This window comes from Streptomyces sp. NPDC001219 (genome assembly GCF_053597915.1).
On record NZ_JBSFJF010000018.1, the window covers coordinates 1 to 16,630 of the forward strand.

General features: G+C 71.0%; 18 protein-coding genes, 1 tRNA gene and 1 pseudogene. 6 read left to right on the forward strand and 14 right to left on the reverse strand.

Going from position 1 to position 16,630, the window contains the following annotated elements; translation table 11 throughout:
• Nucleotides 1-68: 68 nt before the first annotated feature.
• The 3 genes from argH to ACWC9R_RS14185 all read right to left on the reverse strand — a co-directional run bounded on the left by argH (nt 69) and on the right by ACWC9R_RS14185 (nt 3,290).
• Entirely contained in the window at nt 69-1,511 is a 1,443-nt protein-coding gene (argH, locus tag ACWC9R_RS14175) for an argininosuccinate lyase (RefSeq protein ID WP_450731507.1), read from the reverse strand.
• A 90-nt stretch (nt 1,512-1,601) separates the two neighbouring features.
• Nucleotides 1,602-2,795, reverse strand: a complete 1,194-nt coding sequence (locus ACWC9R_RS14180) for an argininosuccinate synthase (RefSeq protein ID WP_450731509.1) — start codon at nt 2,793-2,795, stop codon at nt 1,602-1,604.
• Between the two features lie 117 nt (nt 2,796-2,912).
• Nucleotides 2,913-3,290: a DUF488 domain-containing protein gene (locus ACWC9R_RS14185; RefSeq protein WP_450731511.1), complete on the reverse strand. Its 378-nt coding sequence runs from the start codon at nt 3,288-3,290 to the stop codon at nt 2,913-2,915.
• 142 nt (nt 3,291-3,432) lie between these two features.
• Between ACWC9R_RS14185 and ACWC9R_RS14190 the strand changes: the two genes are divergently transcribed.
• Nucleotides 3,433-3,506, forward strand: a tRNA-Pro gene (locus tag ACWC9R_RS14190).
• Nucleotides 3,507-3,807: 301 nt separating this feature from the next.
• Nucleotides 3,808-4,107 carry a hypothetical protein gene (locus ACWC9R_RS14195; protein WP_450731513.1) on the forward strand — a complete coding sequence of 100 codons (300 nt, stop codon included), beginning with the start codon at nt 3,808-3,810 and terminating at the stop codon, nt 4,105-4,107.
• A 184-nt stretch (nt 4,108-4,291) separates the two neighbouring features.
• On the opposite strand, the gene ACWC9R_RS14200 is transcribed toward ACWC9R_RS14195, so the two are convergent.
• From ACWC9R_RS14200 to ACWC9R_RS14210, 3 genes are all read right to left on the reverse strand, one after another.
• The gene (locus ACWC9R_RS14200; protein WP_450731515.1) at nt 4,292-4,774 is read right to left on the reverse strand and encodes an SAM-dependent methyltransferase; all 483 of its coding nucleotides are present in this window, start codon (nt 4,772-4,774) and stop codon (nt 4,292-4,294) included.
• 75 nt (nt 4,775-4,849) lie between these two features.
• Nucleotides 4,850-5,377: an N-acetyltransferase family protein gene (locus tag ACWC9R_RS14205; protein ID WP_450731517.1), complete on the reverse strand. Its 528-nt coding sequence runs from the start codon at nt 5,375-5,377 to the stop codon at nt 4,850-4,852.
• Nucleotides 5,377-6,642, reverse strand: coding sequence for a helix-turn-helix transcriptional regulator (locus ACWC9R_RS14210; RefSeq protein WP_450731519.1), 1,266 nt, complete (start codon nt 6,640-6,642; stop codon nt 5,377-5,379). Before ACWC9R_RS14210 ends, ACWC9R_RS14205 begins: the two co-directional genes overlap by 1 nt.
• A gap of 234 nt (nt 6,643-6,876) precedes the next feature.
• Here ACWC9R_RS14210 and ACWC9R_RS14215 point away from each other — a divergent pair, with 234 nt between their 5' ends.
• On the forward strand, nt 6,877-7,293 hold the full coding sequence (locus tag ACWC9R_RS14215; RefSeq protein ID WP_450731521.1) for an ATP-binding protein: 417 nt from the start codon (nt 6,877-6,879) through the stop codon (nt 7,291-7,293).
• Nucleotides 7,290-7,481: a hypothetical protein gene (locus tag ACWC9R_RS14220; protein ID WP_388198443.1), complete on the forward strand. Its 192-nt coding sequence runs from the start codon at nt 7,290-7,292 to the stop codon at nt 7,479-7,481. Before ACWC9R_RS14215 ends, ACWC9R_RS14220 begins: the two co-directional genes overlap by 4 nt.
• 88 nt (nt 7,482-7,569) lie before the next feature.
• On the opposite strand, the gene ACWC9R_RS14225 is transcribed toward ACWC9R_RS14220, so the two are convergent.
• The 8 genes and pseudogenes from ACWC9R_RS14225 to ACWC9R_RS14260 form a co-directional block, all read right to left on the reverse strand.
• Nucleotides 7,570-8,709, reverse strand: coding sequence for a mechanosensitive ion channel family protein (locus ACWC9R_RS14225; RefSeq protein ID WP_450731523.1), 1,140 nt, complete (start codon nt 8,707-8,709; stop codon nt 7,570-7,572).
• Nucleotides 8,710-8,972: 263 nt separating this feature from the next.
• Nucleotides 8,973-9,515, reverse strand: a complete 543-nt coding sequence (locus ACWC9R_RS14230) for an arginine repressor (protein WP_362613044.1) — start codon at nt 9,513-9,515, stop codon at nt 8,973-8,975.
• Nucleotides 9,516-9,523: 8 nt separating this feature from the next.
• Nucleotides 9,524-10,759 carry an acetylornithine transaminase gene (locus ACWC9R_RS14235; RefSeq protein WP_450731525.1) on the reverse strand — a complete coding sequence of 412 codons (1,236 nt, stop codon included), beginning with the start codon at nt 10,757-10,759 and terminating at the stop codon, nt 9,524-9,526.
• Nucleotides 10,756-11,673 (reverse strand): acetylglutamate kinase, encoded by a 918-nt coding sequence (argB, locus tag ACWC9R_RS14240; RefSeq protein WP_450731527.1) that lies wholly within the window; start codon nt 11,671-11,673, stop codon nt 10,756-10,758. The genes ACWC9R_RS14235 and argB overlap by 4 nt, the downstream gene beginning before the upstream one ends.
• A gap of 31 nt (nt 11,674-11,704) precedes the next feature.
• The gene (gene argJ, locus ACWC9R_RS14245; protein ID WP_450731529.1) at nt 11,705-12,883 is read right to left on the reverse strand and encodes a bifunctional glutamate N-acetyltransferase/amino-acid acetyltransferase ArgJ; all 1,179 of its coding nucleotides are present in this window, start codon (nt 12,881-12,883) and stop codon (nt 11,705-11,707) included.
• 64 nt (nt 12,884-12,947) lie between these two features.
• A complete protein-coding gene (gene argC / locus ACWC9R_RS14250) occupies nt 12,948-13,976 on the reverse strand; it encodes an N-acetyl-gamma-glutamyl-phosphate reductase (RefSeq protein WP_450731531.1) in 1,029 nt (342 codons plus the stop codon).
• A gap of 130 nt (nt 13,977-14,106) precedes the next feature.
• Nucleotides 14,107-14,184: pseudogene (locus ACWC9R_RS14255) on the reverse strand (VOC family protein); the annotation flags it as partial.
• 103 nt (nt 14,185-14,287) lie between these two features.
• Entirely contained in the window at nt 14,288-14,479 is a 192-nt protein-coding gene (locus ACWC9R_RS14260; protein WP_450731533.1) for a DUF1059 domain-containing protein, read from the reverse strand.
• Between the two features lie 123 nt (nt 14,480-14,602).
• Between ACWC9R_RS14260 and ACWC9R_RS14265 the strand changes: the two genes are divergently transcribed.
• Both ACWC9R_RS14265 and ACWC9R_RS14270 read left to right on the forward strand, forming a co-directional pair.
• Complete coding sequence (locus ACWC9R_RS14265) at nt 14,603-15,691, forward strand: class I SAM-dependent methyltransferase (protein ID WP_450731535.1); 1,089 nt, start codon at nt 14,603-14,605, stop codon at nt 15,689-15,691.
• A gap of 87 nt (nt 15,692-15,778) precedes the next feature.
• On the forward strand, nt 15,779-16,525 hold the full coding sequence (locus ACWC9R_RS14270; protein ID WP_450731537.1) for a response regulator transcription factor: 747 nt from the start codon (nt 15,779-15,781) through the stop codon (nt 16,523-16,525).
• Nucleotides 16,526-16,630 lie beyond the last annotated feature (105 nt).

The following is a 16,630-nucleotide window of genomic DNA, read 5'->3' on the forward strand; positions in this document are numbered from 1 at the left end:
ATCCCCCCCGCGGCCGCCCCACAGGGGTACCCCACCGGGGGGGGGCCCGCCGTCGTGGAACCTGTCGGCTAGGTCAGCTCGGTGGTCTTCTTGGCCGTCGCCCACTCCTGCTGGGTGACCAGGTCGGCCCGCACCTCGGCGAGCTGGACGGCCACCGCCGAGGGCGCGGTGCCGCCCCGGCCGCTGCGCGAGGCGAGCGCGCCGGGGACGTTGAGGACGCCGCGGACCTCCGGGGTCAGATGCGGGGAGATCTTCGCGAACTGCTCGTCGGTGAGCTGGTCCAGCTCGATGCCGTGCGCCTCGCACTCCTTGACGCACTCGCCCGCGACCTCGTGCGCCACCCGGAACGGCACACCCTGCCTGACCAGCCACTCCGCGATGTCGGTGGCCAGCGAGAAACCGGCCGGCGCCAGCTCCTCCATGCGCTCGCGGTGGACGGTCAGGGTGGCCATCATCCCGGTGAACGCCGGGAGCAGCACCTCCAGTTGGTCGCAGGAGTCGAAGACCGGCTCCTTGTCCTCCTGGAGGTCGCGGTTGTACGCGAGCGGCAGCGCCTTGAGGGTGGCCAGCAGCCCGGTCAGGTTGCCGATCAGGCGCCCCGACTTGCCCCGCGCCAGTTCGGCGATGTCCGGGTTCTTCTTCTGCGGCATGATCGACGAGCCGGTCGAGAAGGCGTCGTGGAGCGTGACGAAGGAGAACTCCTTCGTGTTCCAGAGGATGACCTCCTCGGCGATCCGGGAGAGGTTCACCCCGATCATCGCCGTGATGAAGGCGAACTCCGCGACGAAGTCACGGGAGGCCGTGCCGTCGATGGAGTTGCCGGCCGAGCCGTGCTCGAAGCCGAGGTCGGCGGCGACCGCCTCCGGGTCGAGGCCGAGCGAGGAGCCGGCCAGCGCGCCCGAGCCGTACGGGGAGACGGCGGTGCGCTCGTCCCACTGCCGCAGCCGCTCCGCGTCCCGGGACAGCGACTGCACATGCGCCAGCACATGGTGGGCGAAGAGCACCGGCTGGGCGTGCTGGAGGTGGGTGCGGCCCGGCATCGCCACGTCCGGGTGGGTCTCGGCGAGGCCCAGCAGCGCCTCCTGGAGGTCGGCGATCAGCCCGCCGATGATCCGGGCGTGGTCGCGCAGGTACATCCGGAAGAGCGTGGCGACCTGGTCGTTACGGGACCGGCCGGCCCGCAGCTTGCCGCCGAGGTCCGGGCCGAGCCGCTCCAGCAGCCCGCGCTCCAGGGCGGTGTGCACGTCCTCGTCGGCGACGGTGCCGGTGAACGAACCGTCGGCGACGTCCGCGGCGAGCTGGTCGAGCCCGGCGAGCATCCGGGTCAGCTCGTCCTCGGTGAGCAGGCCCGCCTTGTGGAGCACCCGGGCGTGCGCACGGGAGCCGGCGATGTCGTACGGGGCCAGCCGCCAGTCGAAGTGGACCGACGCCGACAGCTGGGCCAGCGCCTCTGCCGGACCGTCGGCGAACCGGCCGCCCCAGAGCCGGACGTCACCGCTGTTGCTGCTCACTGCTGCTCCTCAAGGCTGCTGCTGTGGATGTACGGCCGCCTCCCCGCCACAGGTGCGGGGAGGCGGCATCGTAGGAGGTAACGAGAGGGATCAGGCCAGGTCGCGCTTGGCCGCGATCTTGCTCGACATCCCGAAGAGCTCGATGAAGCCCTTGGACAGCGACTGGTCGAAGGTGTCGCCGGTGTCGTACGTGGCGAGGTTGAAGTCGTACAGCGACTGGTCGGACTTCCGGCCGGTGACGACCGCGCGGCCACCGTGCAGGGTCATCCGGATGTCGCCGGACACGGCCTGGTTGGCCTCGTTGATGAAGCCGTCCAGAGCCCGCTTGAGCGGCGAGAACCACAGGCCGTCGTAGACCAGCTCGCCCCAGCGCTGCTCGACCTGCCGCTTGTAGCGGGCCAGTTCACGCTCGACGGTGACGCTCTCCAGCTCCTGGTGCGCGGTGATCAGCGCGATGGCGCCGGGCGCCTCGTAGACCTCACGGGACTTGATGCCGACCAGCCGGTCCTCGACCATGTCGATCCGGCCGATGCCCTGGGCGCCGGCCCGCTCGTTGAGCTGCTGGATGGCCTGCAGGACGGTGACGGGCCTGCCGTCGAGGGCGACCGGGACGCCTTCCTTGAAGGTGATGACGACCTCGTCGGCCTCCCGCTGGACGGCCGGGTTCTCGGTGTACTCGTACACGTCCTCGATCGGCGCGTTCCAGATGTCCTCCAGGAAGCCGGTCTCCACGGCCCGCCCGAAGACGTTCTGGTCGATGGAGTACGGCGACTTCTTGGTGGTCGCGATCGGGAGGTTCTTCTCCTCGCAGAACGCGATCGCCTTGTCCCGGGTCATCGCGTAGTCGCGGACCGGGGCGATGCACTTCAGGTCGGGGGCGAGGGAGGAGATGCCGGCCTCGAAGCGGACCTGGTCGTTGCCCTTGCCGGTGCAGCCGTGGGCGACGGTGGTGGCGCCGTGCTTCTTCGCGGCGGCGACCAGGTGCTTGACGATGGTCGGCCGGGAGAGCGCCGAGACCAGCGGGTAGCGGTCCATGTACAGGGCGTTCGCCTTGATCGCCGGGAGGCAGTACTCGTCGGCGAACTCGTCCTTGGCGTCCGCGACCTCGGCCTCGACCGCACCGCAGTCGAGCGCACGCTTGCGGATGACGTCCAGGTCCTCGCCGCCCTGGCCGACGTCCACGGCAACGGCGATGACCTCGGCGCCCGTCTCCTCGGCGATCCAGCCGATACAGACGGAGGTGTCCAGGCCGCCCGAGTAGGCGAGTACGACGCGCTCGGTCACGGGTTTCTCCTTACGGTGCATACGCTGATGGGTATAAGTATGCACTCCACCGTATGTTTCGTCAACGCGTCGGAGATTATGCAGGTCAGCGGCGCGTCACCGGCGTGGCGCGGAGCCTCAGGAGCCCTCCCGGAGCACCTCGATCAGGACGTTCACATGGCTCACCGACACGTCCTTGGTGGCGGTCAGCAGCGTCAGCGGCCCCTGCGCGGCCCGCTCCCGCAGCCCCTCCAGCGCCGGCCGCACCGCCTCCCGCGCCAGCTCCTCGCGGTACCGCTCGGCGAACTCCGCGAACCGCGGCTCCTCGTGATGGAACCAGCGCCGCAGCTCCGACGACGGCGCCACGTCCTTACACCACTCGGTCAGCCGCGCGTCCGCCTTGGACAGCCCGCGCGGCCACAGCCGGTCGACCAGCACCCGCGCCCCGTCCGACGGCTCCGGCGCCTCATAGACCCGGCGCACCCGGAGGGCGTCCGCAGGGAGATTTTCACCCATACCCCATCGAAACACGACCACGGGAACCCCGCCGGGAGGCCGGGAAGCGCCCCCCGCGGGTCCCGCTTTGGATTCATGGCCCCGGACAGGGTATTTTTCTTCTGCACGCCCCGGCCGGGACTCTTCCGGCCGGTATGAGCACCGGGACGTGGCGCAGCTTGGTAGCGCACTTGACTGGGGGTCAAGGGGTCGCAGGTTCAAATCCTGTCGTCCCGACGGTGCAGTAAGGGCTTCGGCCCAGGTGAAGGGCCCTGTCTCACTTCGGTGAGACAGGGCCCTTGATCGTTCCTACGGTGGCTGTGTCACCTCTGCGCACAGCTCTTCTGGATCACCCAAGCGGCGAACGGTCCGCCGCGCCGGTCCGAGCGGGCCCCGTCGGGCAGGGGGCAGCGCCTGCCCCTATCAAAGGCGACTGGCGAACGAGGTGCCGGTGAAGCAACCTGAGGGAGAGTGACGCAGCCTCAAGGGTTGTCCGTCACGAGGGGGCCATCTCGTTTCCGGTGACTAGGAGAGAACCATGGCCGCTCAGTACCCGCCCGACAAGGACGCCGAGTTCTTTGCCGGTATCACGCAGGTATTTGAGAAGTACCCCGAAGCGGCGGAGCGATACGCACTCGCGAGCCTTGATCTGGAGCACGAGTTGGGAATCGACTTCTCTGAGCAATATGGAGTCCGACGCATCGAAGGGAACACGATCGTCACCGACTTCCACAACCGTGAGACGGACCCTCCGGTGATCCGCGCCCGGCTGTGCGATCTGTGGGAAATGCAGGGCGGCCAAGTGGTGTGCGTGGCTTGGCACGAGGCGGAGGAGTAATCGCGGACGGTCAGCTCTCCCCCGCCGGCGACCCGCTGAGCTTTCAGCCTCTGGGGGTCAAGAGGGGCGCAGGTTCAATCCTGTCGTCCCGGCGGTGCAAAAAATGGACTGAGAGCCCAGGTCAGGGCCTTGTTCCCACTTCGGCAGGAACAAGGCCCTTGATCGTTTTCTGCGGGCCAGTGCCTTACCCGCGAGGATCGGCGTAGTAGTCGGCCAGCATTTCCGAGGGCCAGGCGGGCTCACTTACGTCGCCCTGCGGACCCATTGCGGCGAACCACGGCTTGATGTCCAGGACTGGGGTGCCGTCCACGGCATCCAGCGCTTCCACGTGCAGATCCAGGCCGTCCACCTTGACCAGACGGCACCGCGAGACGCCCAGCCAGTTCATTCGGCGCATATTGCGATGGGCGAAGATGCCGCCCGCCGGCCAGTCGGGGTTGCTGCGGGGGCGCCGGGGCTCCGGGTGCAGATCGGTGGGGTCGGTCAGGTGGAAGCGAAAGACGACCTCGATGTGGGAGAAGTCCTCCAGCCCGATAACGGAGCCCTCGGTGAATTGATCCGGGTCGATACGGATGATGGAGCGGGTGCCGCCCCAGTAGTCGTCCGTGGGCTCGGCGCGTCCGCCCACCACGTGGGCGACGGGGACGACCGTGAACTCTTCTGTCATGGGGCGGAACTCCTCGGGAAGGGGGCCGGAAGTACGGAAGTGGGTGGGCGGGCGGCTCTGCACGGCCGCCCACGGTCACGAAAGCGGCAGGTCCACCAGCATCACCGCGAACACCGGGGAGTCGGGGAAGGGCTGGCGCTCGCCCACCTTCCGGTACCCCCAGGATTCGTACAGGGCCTGGACCTTGGGGTGTGTCACGTCCACCAGCAGCGCCGCGAGATCCGCTCCCTTGGCGTTCATCAATGCCCGGTGCAGCCGCGCGGATGTGCCCGTCTTCCGCCACCGCTCGCGCACCATCAGTTCCGAGAAGTGGAAGGTGCGGCTCTTCTCCGGCGCCGCGTCCAGGTGCTCACGCCACCATTCACGGCCCTCGGCCCCGGGGGCTCCGTAGGCGAAGCCCACCACCTCTTCACCGTCGTACGCGATCACGCAGGAGAACTCGGGGTGTCCGCCCCAGTGGTCGACGAACCAGGGGAACTTCTGCCGGAACTCGTCGTCCGACATCTGATCGGCGTGCACATCGGCGTGCACGTCGAGCAGCGTCTGCCGGATCTCCGGCAGGTCGCCGTGGCCGTAGTGGCGCAGTTCCAGAGCGGATGTCATCAGGTGTGGCTCCATTCCGATCGGTAGCGGTCCTTCCACTCGCGCGCGATGCCTGAGTCCGGCGCGAGGGTGGTCAAGTCGCGGTAGAAGTCGCCTAGGTAGCAACGCATCCGGCCCGGCAGGGGATCGCCGCCCATCAGCACGAACACCTGCTCCGCCGTGGCGCACGCCTGCTCCTCGTCCCGTTGGTGAAGCTGCGCGAGAGCGAGCCGGAGCGTGGCCAGAGCGCGGTTCCGGCGGAACTGCTGTGGGATGGCCGCCAGGGCACGGTGTGACGCCGCCTCGGCCACTGTGGCGTCCCCGAGGTGATCCCGGACAATGGAGGTGATGGCCATCAGCTCGGCCGGGCCGTAGAAGGCCACCCAGGACGGCCGGGGCTCGTCCACGGACGCGTTCGCCAGCGCCTCTTCCGCGCACCCCAGGGACCGCAGGGCACCCCGCCGGTCCCCGACGCTTGAGTGCCCGATCGCCGTGCGCGCGTGGGCCAGGGACGCAAACAGCGGGTCGCGGCGCGTGACGGCTGTCGCCTGCGCAGCCCGGCCCGCATCCACGGCCTGCGCATACTCCCCACGATGGACCGCGAGCATGGCATGCGAGTTCCACACCCGCAGTTCCGCCACGGGGTCGTTCCCCATGCCCGCCAGATACAGCGCCCGATTGAGATGAGCCTGCGCACGGTCGCTCTGACGCGCGTCCACGGCTGACCAAGCTGCCTGCGCGGTGTAGTTCGCAGCCACACTGAAGAGCCGCTGCCGGATGCGCTGGGACGCCGCCCGCTTCTGTAGCTCCAGGGCCTCCGCGGCACCCGACAGGGCGGTCCGCTCCAGCGCCTCGTGCCCGCCTTTGGCGGCGTCCAGGGCGGTGAGGGCGTCCAGGCCGCTGCGGAGGCGGATGACCTCGGAGGTGCCGACGGCGTACGGGCGGGCGGCGACCAGGGGTACGACGGCTGCCGTTGTTCCGGTGGCGGCGGTGAGGAAGTGTCTGCGACGCACGGGATGATCCTCCGTCCTGTGGGGGCCACATCTGCCCGCCGGAGGAGCGAAGCCCAACTCCTCGGCGGTGCATCCGAATACTGCCTCCAAGGCTTCCCGCTGCCGGGGGTGCGGCCAGCAGGTCTTTCCGGTCAGCCAGTGGCGCACGGTGCGGTCGCTGACGGTGCCCGCCCGGCCGAGCGAGCGGAGATAGTCGTTCACCTGCTCGGCCAACTCGGCCTGTGTTAAGCCCGCTTCTCCGAGGGCTTCGGCAAGACTCTCGTTCGCCTTCACGCTGGCACGGTAGCCGGATCGCGAGGGTCGGTGTCCCGGACTGCGCCGAAATTTCCGGTCGGCCGTACCGCATGCGGCGGCAGACTTTCCTCCCGGCACATGACAGTCCGTCGTTGGATGCGTACGAGGGGTCGCGGCCGGAACGGTGCGGCGGCCTCAAGGAAAGAGGCCCACCCTCCCCCGGCTTCGGGGAAAGCGGGCCGTACCTCACAGCCCACCACCGACGAGGTCCCGATGACCATGACCGCATCGCGCGCCACCGGACACCCCGGATACAGCGAAACGCTGCTGCGCAGACCCGAGAGCGTGGCCGTCGCCCGCCGTCTGGTGCGCTGCGCGCTGGCGGCCTGGGGCATGGAGGAACTGGCCGACGACGGAGCCGTGGTGGTCTCCGAGTTGGTGACGAACGCCGTGCAGCACGCACGGAGCGAGGTGATCCGGCTCGTCGTCAGCCGACCCGGCCCGGCAACGGTGCGGATCGGGGTGGTGGACAAGTCGAAGGCGCCCCCAGAGCACCGCTGGTCAGGGAACGAGGACGACAGCGGGCGGGGCCTCGTGCTGGTGGCCGGACTGACGGCCGTCTGGGGCAGCGACCCACTCCCCTGGGGCAAGCGGGTCTGGGGCGAACTGCGCAGGAAGGACAGCCGGTGAACGGCGCGGGGAAGCCCTGGGTGGGTGATCTGGTGCATGACGACGGCGCCGACCGGACCGGGATCGTCAGCGATGTACGCGACGGCGTTTATGTGCTGCGGCCGGACAACGGGCCGGGCCACTGGCTCTGCGACGTCCCCGGCCGGCTGACGGTCGTCGTTCCGCGTGGAGAGCGGCGTGACGGCTGAGGTGGGGTGAGGTGCGAACCCGGCCGCCCGAGGGTGTGAAGGCCCGTACGGGGCGGCCGGGTTCATGGCCGGGTCCGCGGCCCGGTGTCTACGGCACCGGTGGGACAGGGCCCGACAGGTCGCGCCGGTCCGCGAGGTCGCGTCGGTCGGAGAGATCGCGCTGGTCGGAGAGGTCGCGCTGGTGGGGGATCACGATCTCCTCCGGCTTCTGGAGGGCGACGGTGCGGGCCGGGGAGGGGATGCGGATGCCCTCGTCCCGGTAGCGCTGGTGGAGGCGCTTGATGAACTCGTGCTTGATCCGGTACTGGTCGCTGAACTCGCCGACGCCCAGGATCACCGTGAGGCCGATCCGGGAGTCGCCGAAGGTGTGGAAGCGGACGGCGGCCTCGTGGTCGGGGTCGCCGCCGTTGACGTCCTTCATCACGCTGTCGATGACCTCGGTGGTGACCCGCTCGACATGGTCGAGGTCGCTGTCGTAGCCGACGCCCACCTGCACCAGGATCGTCAACTTCTGTTCCGGGCGGGTGAAGTTGGTCATGTTGGTGCCGGCCAGCTGGGTGTTGGGGATGATCACCAGGTTGTTGGAGAGCTCCCGCACCACGGTGTTACGCCAGTTGACGTCGACGACATAGCCCTCCTCGCCGCTGCTGAGCCGGATGTAGTCACCGGGCTGGACAGTCTTCGAGGCGAGGATGTGCACGCCGGCGAAGAGGTTGGCGAGGGTGTCCTGGAGCGCCAGGGCGACGGCGAGGCCACCCACGCCGAGTGCGGTGAGCAGCGGGGCGATGGAGATGCCCAGGGTCTGGAGGACCACCAGGAAGCCCATCGCCAGCACGATGATGCGGGTGATGTTGGCGAAGATGGTGGCCGATCCTGCCACCCCGGACCGGGACTGCGCGAAGGACTTCACCACTCCGGTGATCACCCGGGCCGCGGTGAGCGTGACGACCAGGATGAGCAGCACCGTCAGCGTCCGGCTGACGGTGCGTCCGACCGTCTCCGTCAGCGGCAGCGCAGCGGCTGCCGCCGCCAGACCACCGGTGACCGCCGTCCAGGGCACCACCGCGCGCAGCGCGTCGACGAGGACGTCGTCCCCACTCCACCGGGTCTTGAGGGCGTGTTTGCCCAGCCAGCGCAGGGTCACCCGCAGCAGCAGGGCGGTGATGACGCCGGCGGCCAGCGCGGCGCCGGCCACGATCAGGTCGTGCAGTGTCACAGCGCGGTTCACCGGCCGGCTCCTCCCGCGACCGGGAGGAACGGACGTGCTATGAGCCGGATGTGATGTCTCGTCACCATGCCACCTGCTTGTCTCTAGGGCTGTGAAGGCGCCGGGACATCCGTGGACGTCCCGGCGCGAACTGCCATCCTGCCGTATGCGGTTCGGCGGGGAGAGAGTGGCTCGGGTGGATGCTCCGCACAACCGCCGCCCGGGGGCGGGGCGAGGCGCTCCGGGGGTGACGAGAGGCCCCCGGGGAGCGCGTGCGGAGGGGCTCAGTGCGCCTTCTGCGCCAGGCGCAGGAGGTGGTCGGCGAGGGCCTGGCCGCCTGCCGGGTCGCGGCTGATGAGCATCAGGGTGTCGTCCCCGGCGATGGTGCCGAGGATGTCGTGCAACTCGGCCTGGTCGATGGCCGAGGCCAGGAACTGGGCGGCGCCCGGTGGGGTGCGCAGGACCACGAGGTTGGCGGAGGCCTCGGCGGAGATGAGGAGTTCGCTTGAGAGGCGGCGCATCCGCTCCTCCTTGGCGGACTCGCCCAGCGGCGCCCGCGGTTTGCGGTCGCCGCCCTCGCTGGGCACCGCGTAGATCAGCTCGCCGCCGGTGTTGCGGATCTTCACCGCGCCCAGTTCGTCCAGATCGCGGGAGAGCGTCGCCTGGGTGACGGACAGGCCGTCGTCGGCGAGCAGCTTGGCGAGCTGGCTCTGGGAGCGGACCGGCAGCCGGTTGAGGATGTCCACGATCCGGCGGTGGCGGGCGGTGCGGGTCTGCGGAACGGCCTGGCCGCCGTTCTGCAGCTCGTTGTCCTGCGGCTCGGTCATCGTTGTCGTCAGTCTCCGGCTCGTCGTTCCCCGTCGGCCCCTTGGCGGGCCGTGTTGAGGACGCCGGGCAGCTTCCGGAGGAACTCCTCCGCTTCCTCGTCGGTGAGGATCAGCGGCGGGGCGAGCCGGACGACGTCCGGCGCGACCGCGTTCACCAGGAGGCCCGCGTCCTGAGCCGCCTGCTGCACCTGCGGCGCGAGCGACTCCGTCAAGACGATACCCAGGAGCAGCCCCGCACCGCGGACCTGACCGACCAAGGGGTGCCCCAGGGCCTCGGTCCCGGTGCGCAGCCGCTCGCCGACGCGCTTGACGTTCTCCAGGACGCCGTCCGCCTCGATGGTGTCCAGGACGGCGAGGGCGGCGGCGCAGACGACCGGGTTGCCGCTGAACGTCGAGCCGTGCGCACCGGGCGTGAGCAGCTCGGCGGCCGGGCCGAAGGCCAGCGTCGCGCCGATCGGCAGTCCGCCGCCGAGGCCCTTGGCGAGGGTGATGATGTCCGCCTCGACGCCCTGGGCCTGGGACTCCAGCCAGTTGCCGGTCCGGCCGATGCCGGTCTGGATCTCGTCGAGGACGAGCAGGGTGCCGGTGGCGGCGGTGATCTCGCGGGCGGCCTGGAGGTAGCCGGGCGGCGGGACGATGACGCCGTTCTCGCCCTGGACGGGTTCCAGGATGACGAAGGCGGTGTCGGTGGTGACGGCGGCGCGGAGGGCGTCCACGTCGCCGTACGGGACGTAGTCGACGTCGCCGGGCAGCGGGGCGAACGGGGCCTGCTTGGCGGGCTGGCCGGTGAGCGCCAGGGCGCCCATGGTGCGGCCGTGGAAGCCGCCGGCGGTGGAGACCATGTGGGTGCGCCCGGTCAGCCGGCCGATCTTGAAGGCGGCCTCGTTTGCCTCGGCGCCCGAGTTGGAGAAGTAGACCCGGCCGGGGCGTCCGGTCAGCGCGAGCAGCCGTTCGGCGAGGGCCACGGTGGGCTCGGCGACGAAGAAGTTCGAGACATGGCCGAGGGTGGCGACCTGGTCGGAGACCGCGCGGACCACCGCGGGGTGGGCGTGCCCGAGGGAGTTGACCGCGATGCCGCCGAGGAAGTCGAGGTAGGCGTTGCCGTCGGCGTCCCACACGGTGGCGCCCTCACCGCGGACCAGCGGGACGCGCGGGGTGCCGAAGTTGTGCATCATGGCGCCCTGCCAGCGCCCGGTGAGGCCCGCGTTGGTCGCCGGGCCGTGGGTGTGTGCCGGGCCGCTCATGTCGCCCCCTCGATGGTGTTCGCGTCCGGCACGACCATCGTGCCGATTCCCTCGTCGGTGAAGATCTCCAGCAGGATCGAGTGCGGGACCCGCCCGTCGATGACCCGGGCGGTGTGCACCCCGTTGCGGACGGCGTGCAGACAGCCCCGCATCTTGGGCACCATGCCGCTGGCCAGGTCGGGCAGCAGCTTCTCCAGCTCGGTGGCGGTCAGGCGGGAGATCACCTCGTCGCTGTTCGGCCAGTCCTCGTAGAGGCCCTCGACGTCGGTGAGCACCATCAGCGTCTCGGCGCCGAGTGCGGCGGCCAGGGCGGCCGCGGCGGTGTCGGCGTTGACGTTGAAGATGCCGGAGGCGTCGTCCTCGTCGCTGCTGCGGGCGATGGAGGAGATGACCGGGATACGGCCGTCGTCCAGGAGCGCCTGGACCGCGCCGGGGTCGATGGCGGTGATCTCGCCGACCCGGCCGATGTCCACCCGCTCGCCGTCGATCTGCGCGAAGTGCTTGGTCGCGGCCATCAGATGGGCGTCCTCGCCGGTCATGCCGACGGCGAGCGGGCCGTGCTCGTTGAGCAGTCCGACCAGCTCCCGCTGCACCTGGCCGGCCAGCACCATCCGTACGACGTTCATCGCCTCGGGGGTGGTGACCCGCAGACCGCCCTTGAACTCCGACTCCAGGCCGAGCAGGTCCAGCTGGGCGCTGATCTGCGGGCCGCCGCCGTGGACGACCACGGGGCGCAGTCCGGCGTGCCGCAGGAACACCACGTCCTGGGCGAAGGCGCGCTTGAGTTCCTCGTCGACCATGGCGTTGCCGCCGAACTTGATGACGACGGTCTTGCCGTGGTGGCGGGTCAGCCAGGGCAGCGCCTCGATGAGGGTGCGCGCCTTGGGCAGCGCCGTGTGCTTGCGGGCACTCATGCCCCGGCCTCGCTTTCCTCTGCTTGCCTGCTCATGACGAGTACGCGCTGTTCTCGTGGACGTAGTCGGCGGTCAGGTCGTTGGCCCAGATGACCGCGGACTCGGTGCCGGCGGCGAGGTCGGCGGTGATGCGGACCTCCCGGTAGCGCATGTCGACCAGGTCGCGGTCCTCCCCCACGGAGCCGTTCTTGCAGACCCAGATGCCGTTGATGGCGACGTTCAGCTGGTCGGGATCGAAGACGGCGGAGGTGGTGCCGATGGCGGAGAGCACCCGGCCCCAGTTGGGGTCCTCGCCGTGGATGGCGCACTTGAGGAGGTTGTTACGGGCGATGGAGCGGCCGACCTCGACCGCGTCGTCCTCGCTCGCCGCGCCCACGACCTCGATCCTGATGTCCTTGCTGGCGCCCTCGGCGTCCCCGATCAGCTGCCGGGCGAGGTCGTCGCAGACCGTGCGGACCGCCTCGGCGAAGGCGTCGGCGGCCGGTGTGACGCCGGAGGCGCCGGAGGCGAGCAGCAGCACCGTGTCGTTGGTCGACATACAGCCGTCGGAGTCGATCCGGTCGAAGGTGGTGCGGGTGGCGGCCCGCAGCGCCGTGTCGAGGCCGTCGGACGGCACATCGGCGTCGGTGGTCAGCACGACGAGCATGGTGGCCAGGCCCGGGGCGAGCATGCCGGCGCCCTTGGCCATGCCGCCGACCGTCCAGCCGTCCCGGGTGACGACGGCGGTCTTGTGCACGCTGTCGGTGGTCTTGATGGCGAGGGCGGCCTTCTCGCCGCCGTGCGCGCTCAGTTGGGCGACGGCCTTGTCGACGCCCGGCAGCAGCTTGTCCATCGGCAGCGTGACGCCGATCAGGCCCGTCGAGCACACGGCGATCATGCCCGCGTTGTGCCCGCCGGTCTCGTCGTACCCCGCGATGTTCAGCGAGGCGGCGACCTTCTCCGCGGTGGCGTGGGTGTCCTGGAAGCCCTTCGGGCCCGTACAGGCGTTGGCGCCACCGGAGTTGAGGACGACGGCGGACAGCTCTCCGCTCTTGAGCACCTGCTCCGACCAGAGCACCGGTGCCGCCTTGACGCGGTTGGAGGTGAAGACTCCGGCGGCGGCGCTCCGGGGCCCGTGGTTCACCACGAGGGCGAGGTCCGGGCTGCCGCTCTCCTTGATCCCGGCGGCGATGCCCGCCGCCGTGAATCCCTGTGCTGCCGTCACGCTCACTGCTGGTCCTCCGTCGCTTCTCCGGCCCCGCCGGTCACGCCCTGCTGTCCTGTGCCGGTCGGGGTCACGGCGCGACCCCGGTCGCCGGGAGCCCGGTCCCCTCGGGGAGGCCCAGGGCGATGTTCATGCTCTGTACCGCGCCGCCCGCTGTCCCCTTGGTGAGGTTGTCGAGGGCGACGATCGCGATGATCCGGCCGGCCGCGGCGTCGAGGGTCACCTGCACCTGGGCGGTGTTGGAGCCGTACACCGCGGCGGTCGCCGGCCACTGGCCCTCGGGCAGCAGCCGCAGGAACGGCTCGTCGGCCAGCGCCTTCTCGTACGCGGCGCGCACGGCCGCGGCGTCCACCCCGGGCTTCGCCTTCGCCGAGCAGGTCGCGAGGATGCCGCGCGACATGGGGGCGAGGGTCGGCGTGAAGGAGACGCTGATCCGCTCGCCGGCCACGGCGCTCAGGTTCTGGATCATCTCGGGGGTGTGCCGGTGGCCGCCGCCGACGCCGTACGGGCTCATCGAGCCCATGACCTCGGAGCCCAGCAGATGCGGCTTGAGGGCCTTGCCCGCGCCGGAGGTGCCGGTGGCCGCGACGATCACGGCCTCGGGCTCGGCGAGCCGGTCCGCGTAGGCGGGGAACAGGGCCAGCGAGACCGCGGTGGGGTAGCAGCCCGGGACCGCGATGCGCCGGGTCCCCTGCAGCGCGGCCCGGCCCCCGGGCAGTTCCGGAAGGCCGTACGGCCAGGTGCCCGCGTGGGGCGACCCGTAGAACGCCTCCCAGTCGGTGGCGTCGCTCAGCCGGAAGTCGGCGCCGCAGTCCACGACGAGCACCTCGGGCCCGAGTTCCTCGGCGACCGCGGCGGACTGGCCGTGCGGCAGCGCGAGGAAGACGACATCGTGCCCGGCCAGGACCTCGGCGGAGGTCGCCTGCAGCTCCCGGTCGGCCAGCGGACCCAGATGCGGCTGGAGCGCGCCCAGGCGCTGCCCGGCGTTGGAGTGCCCGGTCAGCGCGCCGATCTCCACCTCCGGGTGCCCCAGAAGCAGGCGCAGCACTTCACCCCCGGCATACCCGCTCGCACCGGCCACTGCTGCTCGTACCGTCATGGACCCTCCTCCTCGATGGCATGACTATACGGAATCTGGCAGGTTTATGCAATGAGGGGTCGGGTGGGGGGTGCGGTTCAGAGGCTGTTTCCACAGGCCCCGGCGGTTGAGGTTTCGGTCCCTTACTGCCTCAGGACGGAGCCAGGACGCAGAACTCGTGGCCCTCGGGGTCGGCCGGGCACGTCCACGGGACGTCGCCCTGGCCCACGTGGGCGGGCCATGCCGGCGATCCCAGGCGCCCGCACTGCAACGACTCCGGACACCCCACACCCGCCGCCCCCCATCAGGAGCGGCGGGCCCGTGTACGCGCCTCAGGCGTGCTGGGGGATCTCGTTCTTGAGGGATGTCCTGATCTGTTGCCGTAGTTCGGGGGTGTCCGTGTGGCCGTGGACGGATACCGCGTGCTCGATGGCGGCGCGGACCACTTCCTCCTCCTCGCCGGTGATGACGAGGGTGCAGTGCATCTCGCTCGGGTGGTCCCGGCAGTCGACCTTCTTCCGCATGGCGCAGCACCTCCTCCCCTCCAGTGTCGGCCGGTGGCCGCCGTCGGCCGTATACGGCGAATCCCGTATGGCGCGCGGGGCGGGCGGGCTGCTGCAGTGGGAGAGGACCAGGAGGTGAGGGCCATGGCGACGTCCGCCGAGGTCTCCCCGGGGGCGGCCCCGGACCAGGACCGGGTGCAGGAGTTCATGGAGCGGGTGATCGCCGACGGCGGGGCCGCGGTGGCCGGGCTCTGTACCTCCCTCGGCGACCGGCTCGGGCTGTACGCCGCCATGGCCGGTGCCGGTCCGCTCACCTCCGCGCAGCTCGCCGCCCGCACCGGGCTGGTCGAGCGCTACGTCCGGGAGTGGCTGGCCGCCCAGGTCGCCGGCGAGTACGTCACCTACGCGCCCGGCACCGACACCTACCTGCTGCCCGCCGAGCACGCCGCGGTCCTGGCGGACCCCCAACTGCCCACGTACGCGGCGGGCTTCTTCACCGCCATGCAGGCGCTCTACGCCACCGAGGACGCCCTAATGGACGCCTTTCGCACCGGCGAGGGCGTCGGCTGGGAGGAGCACGGCCCGGCGCTGTTCGCCGGCACCGCGAAGTTCTTCCGCCCCGGTTACGCGGCCTCCCTGGTCCCGGAGTGGCTGGCCGCCCTGGACGGCGTGCAGGAGAAGCTGGAGCGCGGGGCACGGGTCGCGGACATCGGCTGCGGATACGGCTACTCCACGACGCTGATGGCGCAGGCCTTCCCCCGGTCGCACTTCCACGGCTTCGACTTCCACCGCCCGTCCATCGAGGCGGCCCGCGGCATCGCGGAGGAGGAGGGGCTGGCCGACCGGGTCAGCTTCGAGGTCGCCACCGCCCAGGACTTCCCGGGCGAGGACTTCGACCTGATCACCTTCTTCGACTGTCTGCACGACACCGGCGATCCGGGCGGGGCGCTGCACCACGCCGAGCACGCGCTGGCCGACGGCGGGGTCTGCATGGTCGTCGAGCCGAACGCCTCGGAGCACGCCGAGGAGAACATCCACCCCGTCGGCCGGGCGCTGACCGCCGCCTCGGTCGCCGTCTGCCTGCCGTCCGCGCTGGCCCAGCACGGACCGCAGGCCCTGGGAAACCACGCGGGTGAGGAGGCGATGCGGGAGATCGCCGACGAGGCCGGCCTGCACCACTGGCGACTCGCCGCCGAGAGCCCCGTCAACCGCGTCTATGCCGTCGGGCGCTGAGCCGCCTGACGCGCCCGGCCGGTCTTCCCCCGGCCGGCCGGGTGGGGCCCGTTTGACGGGCCCCCGCCCCCTCGGCACGCTGGACATATGACCGCGGCCGCGGAGGCCGGCCTGCGACGCATTCTCGCCGTCGTGGACCTCCTGATCGATGCCGTCGACGAGGAGACCCTTGTTCCGGCACTGCTTCCGCTGCTGCTCGGCGCGGTCCCCGGCGACAGCATCATCTGGTCTCCCCGGGCCGGCTCCGCCGACCAGCCGCTCACCCTGCCCGCCGGTCTGCTGACCCCGGAGGTACGGGAGGCCTTCGCCCGGGAGTCGGCGGCGGACTCGCTCGTCACCCACACCACCCTCGGCTCGGGCACCCCCATGCGGCGCTCCACGCTCCAGACCCGCGCCGAGTTCCACGCCCTGGCCGCGTACTCCGACGTCTACCGGCCGTTCGGCGCCGAGCAGCAGCTCGCGATGTCGTTCCCCGCGGGTTACGCCGCCGGGCGGCCGCGGAAGGTCTGTGTGGCGATCAGCCGCGACGGCAGCGACTTCTCCGACGACGACGTGGCGGCCGCCGCCCTGCTGCGCACCCGGCTCAGCCGCGTCCTCCACCGGCTCGCCCCGCCGTCGCCGCCGCCCGCGGTCACCCACCGCGAATCGGCCGTACTCGCCCTGCTCGCCCAGGGGCTGACGAACCAGCAGATCGCGCGACGGCTGGCGATCAGCCCGCGCACCGTCGACAAGCACCTGGAGCACGCCTACGCCAAGCTGCGGGTGGGCAGCCGGGTCGAGGCGGCGAACGCCTGGCTGACGCGCGGCCGGACGGCGGTGCCGCTCGGGCCGTAGGGCGTGCCGGGCGGAGCGGGCGGCGAGCGGGGACGCGTCCGGCTCCAGCCGATGAGTTCCGGGCCCCGCCGCGGTCCACCCTTCGGACAGCGATTGCGGGCGCCG